18 protein-coding genes and 1 other RNA gene are annotated in these 21191 nt (G+C 65.1%); 4 read left to right on the plus strand and 15 right to left on the minus strand.

Going from position 1 to position 21191, the window contains the following annotated elements:
- Positions 1-80: 80 nt before the first annotated feature.
- The 13 genes from GR328_RS09005 to GR328_RS09065 all read right to left on the minus strand — a co-directional run bounded on the left by GR328_RS09005 (position 81) and on the right by GR328_RS09065 (position 15508).
- A complete protein-coding gene (locus tag GR328_RS09005) occupies positions 81-992 on the minus strand; it encodes a 2-dehydro-3-deoxygalactonokinase (RefSeq protein ID WP_160884189.1) in 912 nt (303 codons plus the stop codon).
- A gap of 47 nt (positions 993-1039) precedes the next feature.
- On the minus strand, positions 1040-1675 hold the full coding sequence (gene upp / locus GR328_RS09010) for a uracil phosphoribosyltransferase (RefSeq protein WP_160884190.1): 636 nt from the start codon (positions 1673-1675) through the stop codon (positions 1040-1042).
- A 29-nt stretch (positions 1676-1704) separates the two neighbouring features.
- Positions 1705-2958 (minus strand): DUF1688 family protein, encoded by a 1254-nt coding sequence (locus tag GR328_RS09015; RefSeq protein ID WP_160884191.1) that lies wholly within the window; start codon positions 2956-2958, stop codon positions 1705-1707.
- A gap of 148 nt (positions 2959-3106) precedes the next feature.
- On the minus strand, positions 3107-4369 hold the full coding sequence (locus GR328_RS09020; RefSeq protein WP_160884192.1) for a GTP cyclohydrolase II: 1263 nt from the start codon (positions 4367-4369) through the stop codon (positions 3107-3109).
- A 130-nt stretch (positions 4370-4499) separates the two neighbouring features.
- Positions 4500-5720 carry a phosphopentomutase gene (locus GR328_RS09025; RefSeq protein ID WP_160884193.1) on the minus strand — a complete coding sequence of 407 codons (1221 nt, stop codon included), beginning with the start codon at positions 5718-5720 and terminating at the stop codon, positions 4500-4502.
- 44 nt (positions 5721-5764) lie between these two features.
- Positions 5765-6796 (minus strand): cation diffusion facilitator family transporter, encoded by a 1032-nt coding sequence (locus GR328_RS09030; RefSeq protein WP_160884194.1) that lies wholly within the window; start codon positions 6794-6796, stop codon positions 5765-5767.
- Positions 6797-6808: 12 nt separating this feature from the next.
- On the minus strand, positions 6809-8437 hold the full coding sequence (locus GR328_RS09035) for an ABC transporter ATP-binding protein (RefSeq protein ID WP_160884195.1): 1629 nt from the start codon (positions 8435-8437) through the stop codon (positions 6809-6811).
- On the minus strand, positions 8434-9597 hold the full coding sequence (locus GR328_RS09040) for an ABC transporter permease (protein ID WP_170304113.1): 1164 nt from the start codon (positions 9595-9597) through the stop codon (positions 8434-8436). The genes GR328_RS09035 and GR328_RS09040 overlap by 4 nt, the downstream gene beginning before the upstream one ends.
- 1 nt (position 9598) lies before the next feature.
- On the minus strand, positions 9599-10711 hold the full coding sequence (locus GR328_RS09045; RefSeq protein WP_160884196.1) for a microcin C ABC transporter permease YejB: 1113 nt from the start codon (positions 10709-10711) through the stop codon (positions 9599-9601).
- The gene (locus GR328_RS09050; protein WP_160884197.1) at positions 10711-11103 is read right to left on the minus strand and encodes a DUF4260 domain-containing protein; all 393 of its coding nucleotides are present in this window, start codon (positions 11101-11103) and stop codon (positions 10711-10713) included. Before GR328_RS09050 ends, GR328_RS09045 begins: the two co-directional genes overlap by 1 nt.
- A 15-nt stretch (positions 11104-11118) precedes the next feature.
- The gene (locus GR328_RS09055; RefSeq protein WP_160884198.1) at positions 11119-12984 is read right to left on the minus strand and encodes an extracellular solute-binding protein; all 1866 of its coding nucleotides are present in this window, start codon (positions 12982-12984) and stop codon (positions 11119-11121) included.
- The gene (locus GR328_RS09060; protein WP_343039332.1) at positions 12981-14825 is read right to left on the minus strand and encodes an extracellular solute-binding protein; all 1845 of its coding nucleotides are present in this window, start codon (positions 14823-14825) and stop codon (positions 12981-12983) included. The genes GR328_RS09055 and GR328_RS09060 overlap by 4 nt, the downstream gene beginning before the upstream one ends.
- A gap of 140 nt (positions 14826-14965) precedes the next feature.
- Complete coding sequence (locus GR328_RS09065) at positions 14966-15508, minus strand: c-type cytochrome (protein WP_160884199.1); 543 nt, start codon at positions 15506-15508, stop codon at positions 14966-14968.
- A 273-nt stretch (positions 15509-15781) separates the two neighbouring features.
- Here GR328_RS09065 and GR328_RS09070 point away from each other — a divergent pair, with 273 nt between their 5' ends.
- Both GR328_RS09070 and GR328_RS09075 read left to right on the plus strand, forming a co-directional pair.
- A complete protein-coding gene (locus tag GR328_RS09070; protein ID WP_160884200.1) occupies positions 15782-16525 on the plus strand; it encodes a 3-deoxy-manno-octulosonate cytidylyltransferase in 744 nt (247 codons plus the stop codon).
- Positions 16522-17376 carry a prephenate dehydratase gene (locus tag GR328_RS09075; RefSeq protein ID WP_160884201.1) on the plus strand — a complete coding sequence of 285 codons (855 nt, stop codon included), beginning with the start codon at positions 16522-16524 and terminating at the stop codon, positions 17374-17376. Before GR328_RS09070 ends, GR328_RS09075 begins: the two co-directional genes overlap by 4 nt.
- Before the next feature lie 210 nt (positions 17377-17586).
- Here the strand turns inward: GR328_RS09075 and nudC are convergent, their stop codons facing one another.
- Both nudC and GR328_RS09085 read right to left on the minus strand, forming a co-directional pair.
- On the minus strand, positions 17587-18489 hold the full coding sequence (gene nudC / locus GR328_RS09080) for an NAD(+) diphosphatase (protein ID WP_160884202.1): 903 nt from the start codon (positions 18487-18489) through the stop codon (positions 17587-17589).
- 18 nt (positions 18490-18507) lie between these two features.
- A complete protein-coding gene (locus tag GR328_RS09085; RefSeq protein ID WP_160884203.1) occupies positions 18508-18918 on the minus strand; it encodes an HIT domain-containing protein in 411 nt (136 codons plus the stop codon).
- Positions 18919-19234: 316 nt separating this feature from the next.
- Between GR328_RS09085 and ffs the strand changes: the two genes are divergently transcribed.
- Together ffs and GR328_RS09095 are read left to right on the plus strand one after the other, a co-directional pair.
- Positions 19235-19331, plus strand: an RNA gene (gene ffs / locus GR328_RS09090) — signal recognition particle sRNA small type.
- A gap of 27 nt (positions 19332-19358) precedes the next feature.
- Entirely contained in the window at positions 19359-21182 is a 1824-nt protein-coding gene (locus GR328_RS09095) for a DNA polymerase III subunit gamma/tau (RefSeq protein WP_160884204.1), read from the plus strand.
- Positions 21183-21191 lie beyond the last annotated feature (9 nt).

Genomic DNA, 21191 nt, shown 5'->3' on the forward strand with positions numbered 1-21191 from the left:
ACAGAGCGGAGTGAAGATCCGGAACGGATATCCTTCTCGTCATGGTCGGGACCGTCCCGGCCATCCCGATTCCGAGGATGTTATCCCCCTGCGTGTTGCTGCACGATCCGCGTGAGCCCGGCCAGGAGAGCCTGTTTGGGATTCCTTCGCTCCGCCCCGATGCCGTGGCGCGCCAGCGCACGCGCATAAAGATCCGAGCGGGCCTGATCGGCGAGAATGGTGACCGAGGAGGGACGTCCGAACTGCGCGAGCGCCCCGTTGATCTCGTCGCCCGTCAGAAGGCCGGAGAGATAGGGTGCGAGCAGATTGCTCGCCATGCGCCCGGACACCACTGCGGCGCGTGCGCCGAATAGAAGATGAAGAAGTCCGACGCGCTCGGCGCCTTGCGCGCCGCCGTTGCGCTCCGCCGCGTCGAGGCCCATGTCGAAGCCCTTCTGGTCGGAGGGCTCCGTCGCGGGACGTCCGATCATGGAATGCTCCCGCAGGAGCGCGTACATCTCGCCGGTCATATAGGTGGCGAAACGCTCGATGCGCCCGTTGCGCACGAGGATCCATTTGGGATGCGTGCCAGCCGAGCACACGAGGCCGTTCTCGACACCCGCACCCAACACCAGCGTTTCCTCGCCGCGTATTACATCGGCCGCGCCGGGAGCGGGCTCGCAGAAAAGGCCGGGAATGATGTGGGCTTTGCGACCCTTGGTGAGGTCGACCGGGATCAGCGCCTGCGCAATCTCCGCAGGACCCGCCGGGCAGGAGGCATAGGGCGCCTCCACCCATCCTTCGCGGCTTCCCACCATGCCCACGAGCAGCACGGGCGCATTCGGCTCGGCCTCGAGCCAGCGCCCGCAATGATGCAGGAACACATCGCGATGCTGCCCCTTCTGGAGAGCGGAGACGCCCTCGTCCGACGAGACCTGATCGAGAATGATTTCGTTGTCGATCAGGTAGCCACGGAAGCGGGTCGTTCCCCAGTCGGCGACGATGAAGCGCACGGCATTGATCCTTGTTTCACCCTGTCAAACGCTAACAGAGCGAGGTTTCAGCGCGTTCCATACATCCGGTCGCCGGCGTCACCCAGGCCCGGCACGATATAGCCGTGCTCGTTGAGGCGCTCGTCGATGGAGGCGGTCCAGATATGCACGTCCGGATGGGCGCTGCGCAGCCGCTCGATACCCTCCGGCGCGGCCAGCAGGCAGACGAAGCGAAGATCTTTGGCGCCGCGCTCCTTGAGGCGCTCGATGGCGGCCACGGCCGAGTTGGCGGTGGCGAGCATGGGATCGAGCACCAGCACCATGCGGTCGGCGAGGTCGGATGGAGCCTTGAAGTAATATTCCACGGCCTGGAGCGATTCCGGATCGCGATAGAGGCCGATATGCGCCACGCGGGCCGCGGGGACCAGGGTGAGCATGCCGTCGAGGAAGCCGACGCCCGCGCGCAAGATGGGGGCGAAGACGAGCTTCTTGCCGGCGATCTGCACTCCTTCCGTCCTGGTGAGCGGCGTGTCGATCTCGATGCGCTCCATGGGCAGATCGCGGGTGACCTCGTAGCAAAGGAGCATGCCGATCTCGTTGAGGAGCTGGCGGAAGCCCTTGGTCGAACGCTGCTTGTCCCGCATCAGGGTGAGCTTGTGCTGAACCAGCGGATGATCGACCACCGTCACGCCTTCCATACTCATTCCTCCTTTGGTCGTCGTAGGCTGATTCATCAAAACACCGTTCCGTCACTGATTACGCTGAAAGGCGGCGAGCCGTCGCCGCGCTTCTCCTTGGCCAATCTGCGGCCTGTTGCCCAGGTTCCGCCCTCGAGCGCCTTCGCTAGGGGAAAGTTCTCGGCGGAAAGCCCGAGCTGGGCGCGGATCGGTTCGGCAATGCGGTCCAGAAGGGCGACCGTCAAGGCCCGCCATTCCACGACCAGGGTGGAATCCACCGGATGTGCACGTTCCGCATCCTCCGGGTCCTTCAGGGCGATCACGTCCGTGTCCAGGAAAAGGCCGCCATTGCGGTATTCCGGCAGGCCGGTAAGCCCGTCGATCTCGGTGATGGTGTAGCCGGCCCATTCCAGGGGCTCGATCAGCGAATACGAGAGCCACTGCGAGAGCTTGTGGAAGGGGATAAGCCCCTTCGTGGCATCAGGCGCCTCTACCAGCGGGTGTCGCCAAGTATCGCCAAGATCGATTCCGCCCAGGGTGATCCGCCCGGGCCAGATCGGCCCGAGATGAGTGAGAAGACTCTCAAGGATCGACGGGGCCTCGACCACTTCGTCTTCGGCACCCGCCACGATCATGTCGACGAGGCCGCCGGGGCGGGGATCGTCCGCCTGTCCGAAGATGTCGGGGTTCGTGGCCACCACGCGCCCGAGGCGATTGAGAAGGGCCGCGCGGCCCTCCAGCCCCACGAGCGGGTTGTCGGCCGATGCCTGAAAGCCTTCGGCCAGATCCTGCGGCGTCAGCGCCATCAGCACGTCCGCGTCGACGCGGAACGGGTCGTCCGGCCTGCTCGAAAAGGCTCCGCTCACGAACATGTCGAAGCTCGCCACGGCGAGGCCCTCGGAGCGGGTGTAGGTTTCGCCCGTGCGGCCTTCCGCGTAGCGCCATTGCGGGCCCGCGCCTGCATCGAGCAGCACGGACACGATGGCGAGGTCGAAGGCCGAGCGCGCCATTTCGCCTGCCGTCGACCACGACGCGCCGTGCATCACCGCGTCCCAGCGATCATGGCCGCCGGCGGAGAAATGCCGCCAGCGGGCGTGGAAGGGAATGTCCAGCGAAGGGTAGGCCGCCCGGATCGTTGCCATCACCTCATCGGCGCAGGCCTCCAGGCGGCCCAGGTTCACCGTGAAATGCTGCAGGCGGCCGTCAAGGCCTGCTTGCAACAACTGATGGGACCGCTCGCGCACCGCCGCAGCACTCAGGAGCTGGCGGGCGGCTTGAGTTTCGGGAGAAGGATTGGACTGGTCCGTCACGCGGGACTCCGATGCTCCACTTTATGAACAACGTACCATGGGAGGCGGAAACCGGGTCCGCTTTGCCGCACGATATGCTTAGGGAGAAGCGATAGCATAGACTCGACGTCGGCCAGCACTCTCGAGCTTGGTCGGGTTGTGGAGAGGGTTAAAAGCGCTCGAGGTCGCGGCCCTTCACCCTGTCCAGTTCCGCCGCGTCGGGCGCGCCGTCCGGCGTATAGTAGCCCGCGGCCTTCTTGGCTTCGAGCTCGACTTGGGCATCCGGCGGCACCAGCTCGGGCGGGATCGGCACGCGCTCCCCCACCTCGATGCCGGATCCGGTGATGGCGTCGTATTTCATGTTGGACATGGACATGAGACGGTCGATGCGTCGGATGCCGAGCCAATGCAGCACATCGGGCATGAGCTGCTGGAAGCGCGCATCCTGCACGCCCGCCACGCATTCCGTGCGCTCGAAATACGTGGCGGCGGAATCCCCGCCCTCCTGCCGCTTGCGCGCGTTGTAGACGAGGAACTTGGTGACCTCCCCCAGAGCGCGGCCCTCCTTGCGGTTGTAAGCGATCACGCCGACGCCACCCTCCTGGGCTTGCCTGACGCATTCCTCGATGCCGTGCACGAGGTAAGGACGGCACGTGCAGATGTCGGAGCCGAACACGTCCGAGCCGTTGCACTCGTCGTGCACGCGGCAGGCGATGCGGGTCTTCGGATCGCTCAGGCGCGCCACGTCGCCGACGACGTACACGGTCGTGTTCCCGATGGGCGGCAGGAATACGCTCATGTCGGGCCGCGTCACAAGTTCAGGAAACATGCCGCCGGTCTGCTCGAACAGGGTGCGGCGGAGTTCGCCCTCCATGCAGCCGAAGCGCTGCGCGATGCCGGGCAGATGCCAGACGGGATCGACCGCGATCTTCGTGACCGAGATGTCGCCGGATTCGTGCAGGAAGCCGCCGTCCGCCTTCAGGCGTTTCGCGCCCATGGCGGCCAGGATTTCCGGCATGTTGAGGCGCGCCTTCGTCACCGCGATGGTGGGGCGGATGTCGAGGCCGGCCGCGATCACGTCGGCATAGACGTCGCCGACCAGATGCCCCCAGGGATCGAGGGATACGATTCGGCCCGGCTCGAACCATTGCGGATGCGGCCCGATCCCGGCGGTGGGATGCGTATTGCGCAGATCAGGGCGGGTAAGCGGATTGAGGGCGCGCGCCGAGATCGCCAGCGCTCGATAAAGCGAATAGGAGCCGCCATGTGCGCCGATCACGTTGCGATCGCCGGGATTGGTCACGGTTCCGATGATCGGCCCGCGCTCCTTCGGGTCCCTGGCGCCCCATTTGATCGGATGTCTGATGGTGCCTGCGTTCGGCTCGGGATGGGAGGTGAGCCGGATATGGGTCGAGCGGTTGGGCGTGCTCATGAATGATCTTCCACGCGAGAACGGGAAGACTCCCCCAACGATCGTCAGGAAAGTCTCCTTACGATCCTTGGAAGAGTGAGCCAAAGTTGCGGTGCCGTCAACGGCCCAAGTCCGGCCAGGTGGTTGAAGGCTAGAGCCAGGACGAGCCCTTGCTCTCCCGCCTCACGCCCAAATGGGCCAGGACGCTCGCCCCGATATCGGCGAAGCTCTCCCGCCGCCCGATGCTGCCGGGCCCGACGCCGGGTCCGAAGCAGAGGATCGGCACATGCTCGCGGGTGTGGTCCGTACCGTGCCAGGACGGGTCGTTGCCGTGATCGGCGGTGATGATGACGAGGTCGCCCTCTCTCAGCACGGCTTCGACCTCGGGCACGCGCCTGTCGAAGGCCTCCAGGGCCGCCGCATAGCCTGGAATGTCGCGGCGATGACCGAATTCGCTGTCGAAATCCACCAGATTGGCGAAGACGAAGCCGCCATCCGGCAGGGTCCTCATGGCATCGATCGCGGCGGAGAGACACGCATCGTTGCCGTTGGGCTTGATCTCATGGCCGGTGCCGCGATGGGCGAAGATGTCACCGATCTTGCCGACGGTCACCACTGCGCGGCCCGCCTTGGTCAGCGTGTCGAGAATGGTGTCGGCGGGGGGAGGCGTCGCGAAATCCTTGCGGTTGCCGGTGCGCGTGAACCCGGTCTCGGGCGTGCCCTGAAAAGGCCGCGCGATCACGCGGCCGATCTTGTATTCGTCGCACAGCTCGCGGGCGATCCGGCAGAGGTCGTAGAGGCGCTCCAGGCCGAAAAACTCCTCGTGCGCGGCGATCTGCAGCACGCTGTCGACGGAGGTGTAGCATATCGGCTTTCCGGTGCGAAGATGCTCGACGGCGAATTCCTCGATGATGGCGGTACCGGAGGCGTGCTTGTTGCCGAGAATGCCGGGCAGACGGCCGCGCTGAACGAGCGTGCTCGTCAGCTTTTCCGGGAAAGCTGGAACCGTATTGGGGAAATACCCCCAGTCGAAGGCCACGGGAACGCCCGCGATCTCCCAGTGGCCGGACGGCGTGTCCTTGCCCCTGGAGGTCTCGACGCCGTAGCCCCAGACTCCCCTGAGACCCCCCCGAGGCGCAAGATCGGGCGGCATGCGACCCGTCGAAGCCTCGCAGGCGAGGCCGAGCCCTAGGGCCCTCATCTGGGGAAGGTCGAGTGCTCCCCGGCGCAGACCCGCCCGATCGCCGCGTCCCTGCGAGCAGGCTTCGGCGATGTGGCCGACCGTGTCGGCCCCGACATCGCCGTAGGCGTTCGCGTCTTCGGCTCCGCCGATACCGACGGAATCGAGCACGATGAGGAGAGCGCGAGCCATGAATCCAGGTCCCTCAAGAGATGAGAATCACGAGTGATACGGCATTACCGCAAGGGATGCGATGCTCCGGTCCCATGGGGGAGCCCCCCATGATCGTGCCCCTCATGAGTGGCCCCCTCATGGCGATGGTCGTGCCCAGGCCCGTGATGGTCAAGGGGGCATTCACCACTATGGTCATGGACGCCGGGAGCATGAATCTCGATCTGCAGGGTCGCGTGGCTGATCCCGAAGCGCTCCCTCAGCTCGCGCTGCGTCTCCGCGAGGAAATGGTCGCCCGGATGACCTTCCGGCATGACGAGATGCGCCGTCAGCGCAGTCTGGGTGGTGCTGATGGCCCAGACATGCAGATGGTGGACACGGGCGACGCCGGGGCGCTCCGTCAGCATCTTTCGCACTGCCGATACAGAAATCCCGCGCGGTACGCCCTGAAGCGACAGCCTGAGCGATTGCCGCAGCAGGTCCCAGGTCCCCCAGACGATCACGGCTGCGATGACGAGACTGAGGACCGGGTCGATCCAGGTCGCATCCGTCCAGAGGATGGTGAGGCCACCGAGCACGACGCCCAGGGACACGGCGGTATCCGCGACCATGTGCAGGAACGCGCCGCGTATGTTGAGGTCGTTGTGCCCGCCCATGAAGAGAAAGGCGGTGAAACCGTTCACCACGATGCCGATTCCTGCCACGATCATCATGGTACCGGCCATCACGGGCGCGGGCTCGACGAGGCGTTGAGCGGATTCCCATACGATACCGCCGACGGCGACCATCAGGAGAAGAGCGTTGAGCAGCGCCGCGAGAATGGAGCTCGAGCGCAAGCCGTAGGTGTAGCGCTCGCTGGGCGCGCGCCTGGCCAGGATTGCGGCGCCCCACGCGATGGCAAGGCCCAGCACGTCGCTCAGGTTGTGCCCCGCATCCGACAGGAGCGCCATGGAATCCGCATAGAAACCGTACCCCGCCTCGATGGCTACGAAGGAAAGGTTCAGCACGATTCCGATCACGAAAGCGCGGCCGTGGCCGACCTCATGTGGATGGCCGTGATGCGCATGACTCGCGGAATGGTGATGGTGTGCGGGCATGATCGTCGTGCGTCACTGGCGGACGGTGGCTGCGCCGTCCGCCTCGAGATTGAAGGCTGCCGCGAACAGGGCCTGCGTGTATTCCGTTCGAGGGGCGGCGAAGATGCTCTCGGCCGGTCCTTCCTCGACCACCTTGCCGTTCTGCATCACGATCACGTGGTTCGCCAGCGCGCGCACCACCTTCAGATCGTGGCTGATGAACATATAGGCCAGATCTCGCCGTTTCTGCAGATCGCGCAGGAGTTCCACAATCTGCGCCTGCACCGACATGTCGAGCGCCGATGTCGGCTCGTCGAGCATGATGAATTGCGGTTCAAGCGCCATCGCGCGCGCAATGGCGATGCGCTGGCGCTGCCCGCCGGAGAATTCATGAGGGTAGCGGTCCATGGTCGCGGGATCGAGCCCCACATCGTGTAGGGCCTTCGCCACCACGTCACGGCGCTGGCGGTAGTTCAGGCCCTTGTCCTGGACGAGCAGTCCCTCCTCGACGATCTCGGCGATGGACATGCGCGGCGAGAGCGAGCCGTAGGGATCCTGGAACACCACTTGGAGATTCTTGCGCATGGGCCGGATCTCCCGCGCGCGCAGGCCGTCGATGCGGTTGCCGAGGAACACGATGGGACCTTCCGACTGAACGAGGCGCAGAATCGCCAGGCCCAATGTAGTTTTACCCGATCCCGATTCGCCCACGACGCCCACCGTTTCGCCCCGCCGCACGCTCAGCGACACACCGTCGACGGCCTTCACATGACCGACGGTCCTCTGGAAAAAGCCGCGCTTGATGGGAAACCACACCTTGATGGGTCCCGCTTCGACGATGGTAGGGGCGTCCGCGGGCAGGGGATTGGCGCGGCCCTTCGGTTCGGCGGCGAGAAGTCGCTGCGTGTAGGCGTGGCGCGGGTTGTCGAAGACTTCCGCCGTCGGGCCATGCTCCACGATCTTACCGTCCAGCATGACGCAGACGCGGTCGGCGATCTTGCGCACGATACCGAGATCGTGCGTGATGAAGAGCATGGACATGCCGAGCTTGGATTTCAGCTCTGCGAGCAGCTTCAGAATCTGCGCCTGCACCGTCACGTCGAGCGCGGTGGTCGGTTCGTCGGCGATGAAGAGATCGGGTTCGTTAGCGAGCGCCATGGCGATCATCACGCGCTGGCGCTGGCCGCCGGACAGCTGGTGCGGATAGGCGGTCAGGCGGCTTTCCGCATCGCGGATGCCCACGAGGTGCAGCAGCTCCAGCGTGCGGGCGCGCGCATCCTTCTCGGAAAGGCCGCGATGGAGCTTGAGGATCTCGCCGATCTGCCGGTCGATGGTGTGGAGCGGATTGAGCGAGGTCATCGGCTCTTGGAACACCATGGTGATGTCGTTGCCGCGCACCCGGCGCATCTCGTTCTCGCTCAAGCCCATCAAATCCTGGCCCTTGAACAGGATGCGGCCGGACGGATGATGGGCGGACGGGTAGGGCAGGAGCTTGAGCACGGACAGCGCTGAGACGGATTTGCCAGATCCGGATTCGCCCACCAGAGCCACGGTCTCGCCGGGCATGATGTCGAATGAGATGCGGTCTACCGCCAGCGTATCGCGCTCCCCCTGGCGGAATGCGACGGAGAGATCTTGGACCGAAAGAAGGGGCTCTGTCATCGGAACGTCTTTCGCGGATCGAAGGCGTCACGCACGGCTTCGCCGATGAAGATGAGAAGGCTGAGCATGAGGGCGATCACGAAGAAGCCCGCGAGGCCGAGCCACGGAGCCTGAAGATTGGCCTTGCCCTGCGCCAGGAGCTCCCCGAGGGAGGGGGAGCCGGGCGGCAGGCCGAAGCCCAGGAAGTCGAGGGAGGTCAGCGTCGTGATCGAGCCGTTGATGATGAACGGCATGAAGGTGAGCGTCGCGACCATGGCGTTCGGCAGCAGGTGCTTGAACATGATGGTGGCGTTGGAGAGCCCCAGGGCCCGCGCAGCCCGTACATATTCGAAGTTGCGTGCCCGCAGGAACTCCGCGCGCACGACGCCTACGAGCGACACCCAGGAGAAGAGCAGCAAAATTCCGAGCAGAACGAAGAAGCTCGGCGTGATGATCGATGAAATGATGATGAGCAGGTAGAGCGAGGGTATGGCGGTCCATATCTCGATGAAACGCTGTGCGACGAGATCGATCCATCCGCCGTAATAGCCCTGCACTGCGCCTGCGAGGATGCCGATGACGGACGAGATGCCGGCGAGGATCAGGCCGAACAGCACGGAGATGCGAAAGCCGTAGATGAGGCGAGCCACCACGTCGCGGCCCTGGTCGTCCGTGCCGAGCCAGTTCCACTCGATGTCGTTGCAGCCCGTGCCGCCGTTGCGCTCCGCAATGGGACGGCATTGCTCGTCGGTGAGCATCCAGGTCGGCGGAGCGGGGGCGGGGACGGGAAGGTCGAGATTGTGCGTGTTGTAGGAGAAACGGACCGGCGCCCAGAGCATCCATCCGTTCTCCCGGATCTCCTTCGCGATCACCGGGTCGCGGTAATCGGTCTGAGCCAGGAAACCGCCGAATTTTTCCTCCGGGTAATCGACGAAAGCCGGATACAGAAGCTCGCCCTTGTAGGAGGCGAGGATCGGCTTGTCGTTGGCGAGAAGTTCGGCGAACAGGCTCAGGACGAACAGGATGGTGAAGATCCAGAACGACCAGTAGCCGCGGCGGTTGGCCTTGAAGTTCTGCAGCCGGCGCCGGTTGAGCGGCGAGAGCCTGATGAAGCCCTCCTTCGGCAGCGGCGGCGCGACGGGCGACGCGGCCGGAGAGACGACGGGCACATTCTCGTTCATCTCACGCCTCCCGCGTTTCGAAATCGATCCGCGGATCGATCCAGGTATAGGTGAGGTCGGAGAGTAGGTTCACCACCAGTCCCAGCAGGGAGAAGATGTAGAGATTGGCGAACACGACCGGATAATCGCGGTTCACGATGGATTCGAAGGAGAGAAGCCCCAATCCGTCGAGAGAGAAGATCGTCTCGATGAGGAGCGAGCCAGCGAAGAAGGCGCTGATGAAAGCGCCCGGAAAACCTGCGATCACGATCAGCATGGCGTTGCGGAAAACGTGGCCGTAAAGCACCTGCCGCTCCGACAAGCCCTTCATGCGCGCGGTGAGCACGTATTGTTTGCGGATCTCGTCGAGGAACGAGTTCTTCGTGAGCAGGGTCGAGGTGGCGAAAGCGCCGAGCGCCATCGCGGTGATCGGCAGCACCAGATGCCAGAAGTAGTCGGCGATCTGCATGTACCAAGGCATGAGGGCCCAGTTCTCGGAGGTCAGGCCGCGCAAGGGGAATATCTGCCAGAACGAACCGCCCGCGAACAGCACGATGAGCAGGATCGCGAACAGGAAGCCCGGAATCGCATAGCCGACGATGACGATGGCCGATGTCCAGATGTCGAAGGAGGAGCCGTCGCGCACCGCCTTCCTGATGCCGAGCGGTATCGAGATCGCATAGGACAGGAGCGTCATCCACAGCCCGAGGCTGATCGAGACCGGCAGCTTTTCCTTGATCAGCTCCAGAACAGAGATGTCGCGAAAGTAGCTCTTGCCGAAATCGAAGCGAGCATAGTCCCACAGCATCTTGAGGAAACGCTCGTGGGCGGGCTTGTCAAAGCCGAACTGCGCCTCAAGCTGCCGGATGAATTGCGGGTCGAGGCCCTGGGCGCCGCGATAGCGGGACGAAGACGACGTGTCGCCCCCGCCTCCGGGGCTCTGGCTCCCTCCCGAGAAGTCGCCTCCGCCGCCCGAGATGCGTGAGGTCGCGGTGGAGTCCTGCCCCTGCAGCTGCGCGATGATGCGCTCGACCGGGCCTCCGGGGGCGAACTGCACGAGAACGAAGGAGATGAGCATGATCCCAAGGATGGTCGGGATCATGAGAAGGACGCGGCGTGCGATATAGCCCAGCATCAGGTGCCTGTGCGGTTGCGGCCGCTTGGGCCGAGATGGGTGTCGCTGAAAGAGGTGGCGTACTTCAATCCGTATCCCAACATGCGGTCGAAACCGATATGCGCCGCCCAGATGGCGGCCAGCCCGAGGAAGAGAGGAGGGTCCAGCACCAGCCCGGTGCCCAGCAGGACCGCCGGGCCGAGAATGGTGTGGGCGGCATTGTAGATCGCGGCTCCCGGTCGAGGTCCTGCCACGTACCCGGCAAAGCTCAGGTCCGGGCTGAAGAACAGGACGGCGTAGAGCCACCAGGAGAGTCCCGTTTGGGCATAGGCTCCCGTGCCGAGGCCGAACAGCGCCAAACCTTCGAGTCGCAGGAGCAGGCGGGGCGCGCCCGCCACGGCCGGGGCCGTCATGATCGTGTCCAAACCTTACCCTCGCCCGATCCGCTTGGCCTTTTCGGCATCGTACCACCAGGTTCCCGGAGCTCCCGATCCGAAGCGGGGCTTCCTCTCGGGGCGGGAGAACTGGTCCCAATAGGCGATCCATTCGCTGGCCCGGTACCACATGGGCACCCAATAGTGGCCCGAACGGAGAATTCGGTCCAGGGCGCGGCAGGCGGTGTTGAGCTCCTGCCGGGATTCGGCATTGGCGATCGTCTCGACCAGCGTGTCCACGGCCGGGTGGCTGATGCCGGCGATGTTCCGAGAGCCGGGCGTCTTCGCCGCCTGCGAGCCGTAGACCACCCGCAGGCTGTCGCCGGGTGTCGAGCCGCCCACGAGATTCCGGCTCGCCATGTCGAAATCGAATTCCTCCATGCGGCGCTGGTACTGGGCGGCATCGACCACGCGGGAGAACGCATCGATCCCGAGCCGCTTCAGATTGGCTTGGAAGGGCTGCGTGTGCGGCTGGAGCGCGGCCTGAAAATCGAGGAACTCGATCCGGAACGGCTGTCCGTTGGGCAGCTTCAGAGTGCCGCCCTCGCGTTTGCAACCGGCCGCGCGAAGCAGTTCGTCGGCCCGGCGCAGCAGCCGCCGATCTTGCCCCGATCCGTCCGATACGGGCGGCACGGGCGGCTCGCCGAACACGGAGGCCGGAAGTTGGCTGCGGAACGGCTCCAGAAGCGCGAGCTCCTCGGGCGAGGGCATGCCCGTCGCCTTCATGTCGCTGTTCTCGAAATAGGACGTGGTGCGCTTGTACAGGCCGAACATGATGTTGGCGTTCGTCCATTCGAAATCGAACGCGAGCCCGATGGCTTCGCGGATGCGCGGGTCCTTGAAGGCTTCGCGGCGGGTGTTGAAGTACCAGCCCTGGATGGTAGCGGGCGAGTCGTTGGAGATCTCTTCCTTCTTTACCTTCCCCTCGCGCACCGCCGGGAAATCGTAGCCAGTCGACCAGATGCGCGAGGTGTACTCCTCATGATAGTTGAGCGTGCCGTTCTTGAACGCCTCGAAGGCGACTGTTCGGTCGCGGAAGTATTCCCAGCGGATGCGGTCGAAATTGTTCTGGCCCACATTCACCGGAAGGTCCTTGGCCCAATAATCCGGCACGCGCTCGAACTCGATGAAGCGTCCCGTCTCGAATTTACCGACCTTGTAAGGGCCGGAACCGAGCGGCGCTTCGAGCGTCGAAGCCTCGAAATCCTTGCCCTGCCAATAGCGCTCGGAAAGGATCGGCAGACCGGCCACGACGAGATGCAGGTCGCGGCTGCGCTGCGGCGTGAACTGCACGCGCAGGACGTCGTCGGCTTCCGCTTCTGCCGAAGCCATCTGCGTCAGCAGGGCGCGGTAAACGGGGTGCCCCTTCTCCTTCAGGACATTCAGAGAGAAGGCCGCGTCCTTCGCGGTCAGTTTCGACCCGTCGTGGAACCGCGCCTCCGGACGCAGGATGAAGCGATAGGTCAGCTTGTCCGCTGAGACGCGCACGCTTCTCGCGACCAGGCCGTACAGCGCGTCCGGCTCGTCGCCGGAGCCCGCCATCAGCGAATCGAACGTGGCGCCCATGCCGGCGGCGCCATCGCCCCGGAGCACGTAGATGTTCAGCGTGTTGAAGGTGTCGAAATTCTGGTTGCCTGTCGTCTGCTTGATCTGGAGCACCAGCGCTCCGCCTTTGGGGGCCTGCGGGTTGACGTAATCGAAATGCTTGAAGCCGGTCGGGTATTTGAGCTCGCCGAAGGCAGAGAGGCCGTGGGTCTCGGTTTCGCCGGCGGATTGGGTGAGGCCGGAATCCGGCAGAAGGCTCACGATCGCGCCGGCGGCACCGGCCTGGAGAACGGCGCGGCGATTGAACGATCTCATCGGGGCGCTCCCGTTTTGGCGGCTTTCTCCTCGTCGTACCACCACACGGTCGGGAAGGCCGCGCCCGCGTAACGGGGCATGGTCTGCGGATGGCTGTAGCGGTCCCAGCGGGCGGTGCGCTGCTTCAGGGACGTCCATTGCGGCACCACGTAATTGTGGGCGAGCAGGACGCGGTCGAGCGCCTTCGTGGCGGCCACCAGCTCGTCGCGGTCCTTGGCGTAGATGATCCTGTCGATCAGCGCATCCACCCCCGGATCGGCGATGCCCGCCAGATTGCGCGAGCCTTCGCGCCGGGCCGCCTGGGAGCCCCAGAACTCACGCTGCTCGTTGCCCGGGGACAGGGATTGCGGCCAGACGGTCGAGGTGATGTCGAAGTCGAAGGAGCGGGTGCGGTTCGTGAACTGCACGTCGTCCACCGTGCGGACCGAAACGATGATGCCGAGGCGCTCGAGCACTGCCTTGTAGGGCAGGAAGACGCGCTCGTCATTGGGGCTGCTGCTGAGAAGCTCCACGCTCAACGGCTCGCCGCTCGCATTCACCCGCCGCCCGCTCTTCACCTCCCATCCCGCTTCGCGCAGCAGGCGATCCGCCTCGCGCAGGTTCTTGCGGATGTTCTCCGGAGTGTCGTTGACCGGGTTCTGGTAGGGCGTCGTGAAGACCTCCGGCGGAATCTTGTCGCGTAGGGATTCGAGAATCTCCAGCTCCTCGCCTTCCGGCAGGCCCGAGGAGGCGAGTTCGAGGCCGTGGAAGTAGCTCCCTACGCGCTCATAGAGACCGTAGAACACGGTCTTGTTGAGCTCCTCGAAGGGGAAGGCGAGATTGAAGGCGCGCCGCACGCGCTCGTCCTTGAACTTGTCGCGTCTCAGGTTGAGCACGAAGGCCTGCATGATGCCGGTGGCGCGGTAGGGGAATTCCTCCAGAACGACCCGGCCTTCCTGCCTGGCCGGGAAATCATAGCCCGTCGCCCAGTTGCGGGCGCTGTTCTCGGTCCGGAAGTCGATCCGGTCCGCCTTGAAGGCTTCGAGCAGCACCGTCGCGTCGCGGTAATATTCGTAGCGGATTTCGTCGATGTTGTTCTGGCCTACATTGACGTTGAGGTTCACACCCCAGTAATCCTTCACGCGCTCGTAGGTGGCGTTGCGACCCGCCTCGAAGCTCTTGAGACGGTAGGGGCCCGAGCCCAGCGGCGGCTCCAGGGTGGTCTGCGTGACGTCGCGCCTGCGCCCGTCGGGAGCCGTGCCTTCCCACCAGTGCTTGGGCAGCACGATCAGCTGCCCCATGATCTGCGGCAGCTCCCGGTTGCCGGTCTGGTTGAAGGTGAATTTCACCTCGCGCTCGCCCGTCTTCTCTGCCTTGGTCACGTTGGCGTAGTAGAAGGCGTAGGTCGGGCTGTTGGCCTTGAAGGCTTCGAACGAGAAGATCACGTCGTCCGCCGTGACCGGTTGCCCGTCGTGCCATTTGGCCTCCGGGCGTAAGCGGAAGCTGACGGAGGAATAATCCTCCGGATAGGAGAACGACTCCGCGAGAAGGCCGTAGGCGGCGCTCGGCTCGTCGAAGGAGGAGGTGGTCAGCGTGTCGTAGAGGAGGCCCAGCCCCTGTTCGGGCGCCCCCTTCACGCCCGCCACCACGATGTTGAAGCTGTCGAAGGTGCCCTGCGCACCGAGCCGGACCAGCCCGCCCTTGGGAGCATCGGGATTCACGTAGTCGAAATGCTTGAAGCCGGGCCGGTACTTGGGCTCTCCGAGGAGGGCCGCGCCATGCCGCCATGGGGCTTCCTGGGCTGCGAGAGGGGGGAGGCTGAGGCAGGCGGCCAGGAAGCCGGCCAGAAGGGTACGGATCACAAAGCGTCTCCTGAAGGGCGAGGCGTCTGTCGGCAGGTTACATTTTTGTGCTGTCCGGGGCGAGCGCAAGGGATGAGGGGCAAAACAAAAGCCGGGCACAGGGCCCGGCTTCACCGAAGTTCAGGGTCGTTCGCAGGGCCTCAGGGAGCCGGGAACGGAACCGGATTGTCGGACAGGGTCTGAAGATAGGCGAGGAGGTCGGCGCGCTCCTTGTCGTTAGCGATGCCGGCGAACGCCATGATGGTGCCGGGGGCGGCCTTCTTCGGGTTATGAATGAAATCGTTCAGGGCCTCGTAAGTCCATTCGCCGCCATGAGCCTTCATGCCGTTGGAATAGTTGAAGCCTTCGTGCGAGGCGACCGGGCGGCCCACGATGCCATAGAGGTTCGGGCCGACCTTGTTCGCGCCGCCCTTCTCGAAGGTGTGGCAGGAGGCGCACTTCTTGGCCGAGGCCTGGCCCTTGGCCGGATCGGCGCTGGCCAGGAGAACGGGGAGCGGCTCGGCTGGAGCGGCAGGAGCGCCGCCGGCGCCCCCGGCGGCGGCTTCCTCTGCGGCCGGAAGGTCGTAGCCCGGAACGGCAGGGGCGTGAGGCGAGAAAAGACCTTCGGCAACGACTTTGACGCCCACTACGAAGAGAAGCGTACCGAAAAGGGCGCCCAGGATCTTATTGGTCTCGATATTCATAAGTGAGGCTCTCCTCGCCTTGGTTACGGCGAACCCAGCGCAAACAGAACGGCTACGCGGGCAGGGGGCCCGCGGTTTCGCGGCGTTGCTTAGCCGTTATGAAGGGGTTTTGACAATGGGGTACTTGCAGGTTTCGGCGCTCCATTGGTCGCAGCTCGGGTTCAAAACGCCGGGCCGAAGCTCCTGGGTCCAGGAACTGAGTGCCGCAGGACCCATGACAAACGCGGTTCGCCTTGCTAAGGACCGCGCAGCTTCTGTTGCGAAGATTGCATCATGTCCGGTCCTCTGGTTCTCATCCCCGCCCGTCTCGCGGCGACCCGCCTGCCGAACAAGCCCCTGGCGGATATCGCGGGCGAGCCCATGATCGTCCATGTCTGGCGGCGGGCCACGGAGGCGGGGATCGGTCCGGTCGCCGTCGCGACCGACGCGCCCGAGATCGCCGAGGCCGTGACCCGGGCGGGCGGGCGGGCCGTCATGACCCGCTCCGACCACGCCTCGGGCTCCGACCGTATCTTCGAGGCTGTGGAAAAGCTCGACCCGGAGGGCCGCCACGACGTGGTGGTGAACGTCCAGGGCGATCTGCCGACGGTCGATCCTGGGGCGATCGCGGCCTCGGTTGTGCCCCTCTCGGATCCCGGGGTCGATCTTTCCACCCTTGTGGCGATCATCAAACGGAAGGAGGAGAGGACCGATCCGAACGTGGTGAAGATGGTGGGCGCCGAGGTCGCGCCCGGCCGTTTCCGGTCGCTCTACTTCACCCGCGCTACGGCCCCCTATGGGGATGGTCCGCTCTATCATCACATCGGCCTTTACGCCTATCGGCGCAGGGCCCTGCAGCGCTTCGTCTCCCTGCCGCCGTCTCCCCTGGAGCTGCGCGAGAAGCTGGAGCAGCTGCGTGCCCTTGAGGCGGGCATGCGCATCGACGCCGTGCTCGTCGACGACGTGCCGCTCGGGGTCGATACGCCCCACGATTTGAACAGAGCCCGCGAGATGATCGCGGCCCGGAGGACAGCATGAAGCAGGTCATTTCGTTCCAGGGCGAGCCTGGGGCCAATTCCCACATCATCTGCTCTGAAATGTATCCCGGATGGGAAGTGCTGCCGTGCCCGACCTTCGAGGATGCCTTCGCCGCCGTGAACGAGGGCCACGCGGGGCTCGCCATGATCCCAATCGAGAATTCGATCGCGGGCCGCGTAGCGGATATCCATCACCTCCTGCCGACCTCGGGCCTGCACATCGTGGGCGAGGGCTTCCTGCCGATCCATTTCCAGCTTATGGCGCTGCCGGAGGCCGATCTCGGCACCATTCGGAGCGTCTACAGCCACGTCCATGCGCTGGGCCAATGCCGCAAGATCATCCGCAAGCTCGGGCTCAAGGCCCATGTGGCCGGCGACACCGCGGGCTCTGCGCGCCAGGTCGCCGAGTGGAGGGACCCGACCCGCGCCTCGCTCGCGCCGCGCATGGCCGCCAGCATCTACGGTCTGAAGATCCTCGCTGAGGATGTGGAGGACGAGGCACACAACACCACGCGGTTCGTCGTCCTCTCCAAGACGCCGCAATGGGCGCCCGCCGGCAAGGGGGCGACGGTCACCTCCTTCGTGTTCCGCGTGCGCAACCTGCCCGCCGCGCTCTACAAGGCGCTCGGTGGCTTCGCCACGAACGGCATCAACATGACGAAGCTCGAGAGCTACATGCTCGAGGGCGAATTCCTGGCGACACAGTTCTACGCCGAGGTCGATGGCCATCCCGAGGACACCAACCTCAAGCGCGCCCTGGAGGAACTCGAATTCTTCTCCCGCGAGCTGCGGATTCTGGGCGTTTATCCGGCAGACCCGTTCCGCGAGAAGATCAGGGAGGCGGCGGAGTGAGGAGCCGTCCCGGTGAGAGCCGGGATTCATCTCGTGACCACCGCGCACTCACGTCATCGCCGGCCTTTGCCGGTAATGACGATCTTTCGAGGGCTGCGTTTTTCGCGTCGAGGTGGCCGGGACGAGCCCGGCCATGACAAGAAGGGGCGTCACAGATCCCTCCCGCCGATCCTGTGTCGGCTTCGCCGTTCGGGATGACGAAAATCCTTCTCAGCCCTTCATCCACTCCCGCAGAAGGTAGTTCGCGATGGCGATCGGAGTGGGAGCTGCGAATTCCTCGTGCGTGCCCTCCAGCATGCGACGCACGTCGTCCCTGGTGAACCAGCGGGCGTCCTCCAGCTCGTCGCGGTCGAAGTTGATCTCTTCCGTCAGCGCCTCGCCGACGCAGCCGATCATGATGTTCGACGGGAAAGGCCAGGGCTGCGAGGCGAGATAGCGGATCTCGCCGACGCGGATGCCGGCTTCCTCGAACGTCTCGCGGCGTACTGCGTCCTCGATGGTCTCGCCCGGCTCCAGGAACCCCGCAAGGCAGGAATACATCTTCTCCGCGAAGCGCGGCTGACGGCCCATGAGGCATTTGTCGCCGCGGGTGATCAGCATGATCACCACCGGATCGGTGCGGGGAAAATGCTGTGCGCCGCAAGCCGCGCAGTCGCGGCGGAAACCGGCCTGGGTACTTTGCGTCGGAGCGCCGCAATTGGCGCAGAAGCGGTGGCGGTTGTGCCAGTCGAGGACGGATTTCGCCATGGCGAGAATGCCAAGTTCCTCCGTGGGCACGAGACCGCGAACGGCGATGGAGCGCAGATCCGAGACCGCGTAGGCCGGATCGTCCTGGAACAGCCCCGCCGCTTCCGGCGCGGCCAGGGTCGCGATCACGGGCCGCTCCTGCAGGGTGCCGAGGAACACCTGCTCCCTGTGGGCGGGCAGGCGGCTCAAGACAGATAGGGGCAGAAGCCCCGTTCCGGGCTCCCCGGTCTTCAGGACCGGCAGGTCGCCCGCCAGGAGCACCAGGGCACTCTCCGGGTTTCGGGCGGCATGGGCCAGGGCCTCCGGTTCCCTCTCCCCACTGTGGCGGACGAGGGGGTTGGTGATGTAGCCGATCGGGCGCGTCATGATGGGAGCTTCGGGTTCTCAGGCTTTGGCGAAAAGAGCGGCGGCGCGCTCGACGAGGGCGGTTGCGGCGTGATCCGGATAGGACTTCCGGGTCCCGTGGCCCCAAGCTGGGCCAGGCCAGGCGGGATCGGAGCGGAAGCGTCCGATCACGTGGACGTGGAGCTGCGTCACGATGTTGCCGAGTGCGCCCACATTCACCTTGTCGGGCTTGGACATCTCCAGCATGACCCGCGTCGCGATGCGGATCTCCTGCGCCAGCTGAACGTAATGTTCCTCAGAAAGATCTGTGATTTCGCTCACCTCCGGAATGCGGGGCACCAGCACGAACCAGGGAAAGCGGGCATCGTTCAGGAGCAGGACCGAGGATAGAGCCAGGTCGCCGATCGGGATCGTATCGGCCTCAAGCCGGGAATCGAGCTGGAATGTCATGGGGTCTATGTAGCCGAGGTCCTGGCTCTCTGTCAGCCGTCATCCAGATTCATGCGGCAGAAGCCCGGCCCCTTCGCCGTCATGGCCGGGCCTGTCCCCAACCGGAAGCGCGGCGCCCCTAGCATCGGGATCCCCGGCACGAGGCTGGGGACGACGGGGAAGAACGTGGGGGCGGGGTGACGCAGGCCGTCAGGTCACCTCGCGCTGAGGAAAGCCGCGCCTTGCCATATCGGGATCACCCGCGAGATCGAGCGATGAACCCACAGGAAAAAGTTTCCAACTTGCGTTCCTCGCGCGAAACGCCCATATAGCCACTGGGAGGTTGGCGAGGGACGTCTCACTCGCCAACCGGGTCAGGTCCGGAAGGAAGCAGCCCTAACGAGACCGAACGGGTCTTCGTCCAGCCTCCCACCTTCAAGTTTCCCAAAGCCTTGCAGCCGATGGACAACACCACAGCCGGCACGCCCCTGAACGACGAGCCGGCCCTGCCGGGTTTCCCCGCCGCGCCGGCACCGGCCGCGCCGATCTCCCCTTATCGCGTTCTCGCCCGCAAGTACCGTCCCCGCACCTTCGACGATCTGATCGGCCAGGAGGCGATGGTCCGCACCCTCTCGAATGCCTTCGAGACCGGACGCATCCCCCAGGCCTGGATGCTCACCGGCGTCCGCGGCGTAGGCAAGACGACGACGGCCCGCATCCTGGCGCGGGGCCTCAACTATCAGAGGCACGACGGCTCCGGCGCCCCCACCATCCACCTGCCCGAGCTCGGCGTCCATTGCGAGGCCATCATGGAATCGCGGCACGTGGATGTGCTGGAGATGGACGCGGCCTCTCATACCGGCATCGACGACGTTCGCCAGATCATCGACGGCATCCGCTATTCGCCGGTCTCGGCCCGCTACAAGGTCTACATCATCGACGAGGTCCACATGCTCTCGGAGAAGGCGTTCAACGCCTTCCTGAAGACGCTGGAGGAGCCTCCGCCGCACGCAAAGTTCATCTTCGCGACCACCGAGATCCGGAAGGTGCCCGTCACCATCCTGTCCCGCTGCCAGCGCTTCGACCTGCGCCGTGTCGAGGCTGACAAGCTCGTGGGCCACCTCGCCCGGATCTGCGCCTCCGAGGGCGTTCAGGCGGAGCAGGAGGCTTTGGCCGCCGTCGCCCGCGCTGCGGAGGGGTCGGTGCGCGATTCGCTTTCGCTGCTCGATCAGGCGATTGCCCATGGCGCAGGCGTCGTGACGCCCGATACGGTGCGCGACATGCTGGGGCTTGCCGACCGCACCCAGATCATCGATCTGTTCGAATCCGTGATGCGCGGCGACGTTCCGGCGGCCTTTGCGGGGCTTCGGTCCCAGTATGACGCGGGCGCCGATCCGGCGGTGATCCTGTCCGATCTCGCCGCCTTCTCGCATGTGGTCACGCGCCTGAAGCTGATCCCCGAAGCAGCGAAGGATCCGGCGCTTTCCGAGATCGAGCGGACTCGTGGTCTCGACTATGCGCAGAAGCTCTCCGTGCGTACGCTCTCGCGGGCGTGGCAGATGCTGTTGAAGGGCATTCCCGAAGTCCAGTCCTCCAGCCGCCCGATCGCCGCGGCCGAGATGGTGCTCGTGCGACTGGCCTATGCGGCTGACCTGCCGACGCCCGACGAGGCCCTGCGCGCGCTGAAAGACGGCACGCCGCTCGCTCCCGGTGGTCCTGCGCCCGCACCCGCGAGACCCTCCGGCGGAACTTCCACATCCGGCAACATGGCCCTCGCGACCTCACAGCCTCAGCCTCAGCCCCGTCCGCAAGCCGCGCCGGCCGAACCGGTCATGCGCCTTCGCCGGTTCGAGGACGTGGTGGCGCTCGCGGGCGAGCGCCGCGAGATCGTGCTGAAGGCGGCTCTGGAGCGCGACGTCCGTCTGGTGCGCTTCCAGGAAGGCCGCATCGAACTCAGCCTCACCGAGAATGGCAGCCGCACGATCGCCAACGATCTGGCGCGCGCGCTCCAGCAATGGACCGGCGAGCGCTGGATGGTGTCTCTCTCCTCTGATGAGGGCGCGCCCACATTGCGTGAGCAGGCGGTGGCCGCCGAGCGGGAGCGCAAGGAAGGGGCGGCCACCCACCCGCTCGTGCAGGCGGTGCTCTCCAAGTTCCCAGGCGCGCAGATCGTTAACGTGATCGAGCGCGCGGAGAAGGCGGGAGAGGATGCGGAGACGGAAATCCTGGGCGAGGCCGATGCGCTGGCGGCGCACGAGGCGGAAGCCGACGACGATCTATTCTAATCGAGGAGC

Origin of the sequence: Microvirga makkahensis (assembly GCF_009830105.1) — a bacterium.
GTDB classification, from domain to species: Bacteria; Pseudomonadota; Alphaproteobacteria; order Rhizobiales; family Beijerinckiaceae; genus Microvirga; species Microvirga makkahensis.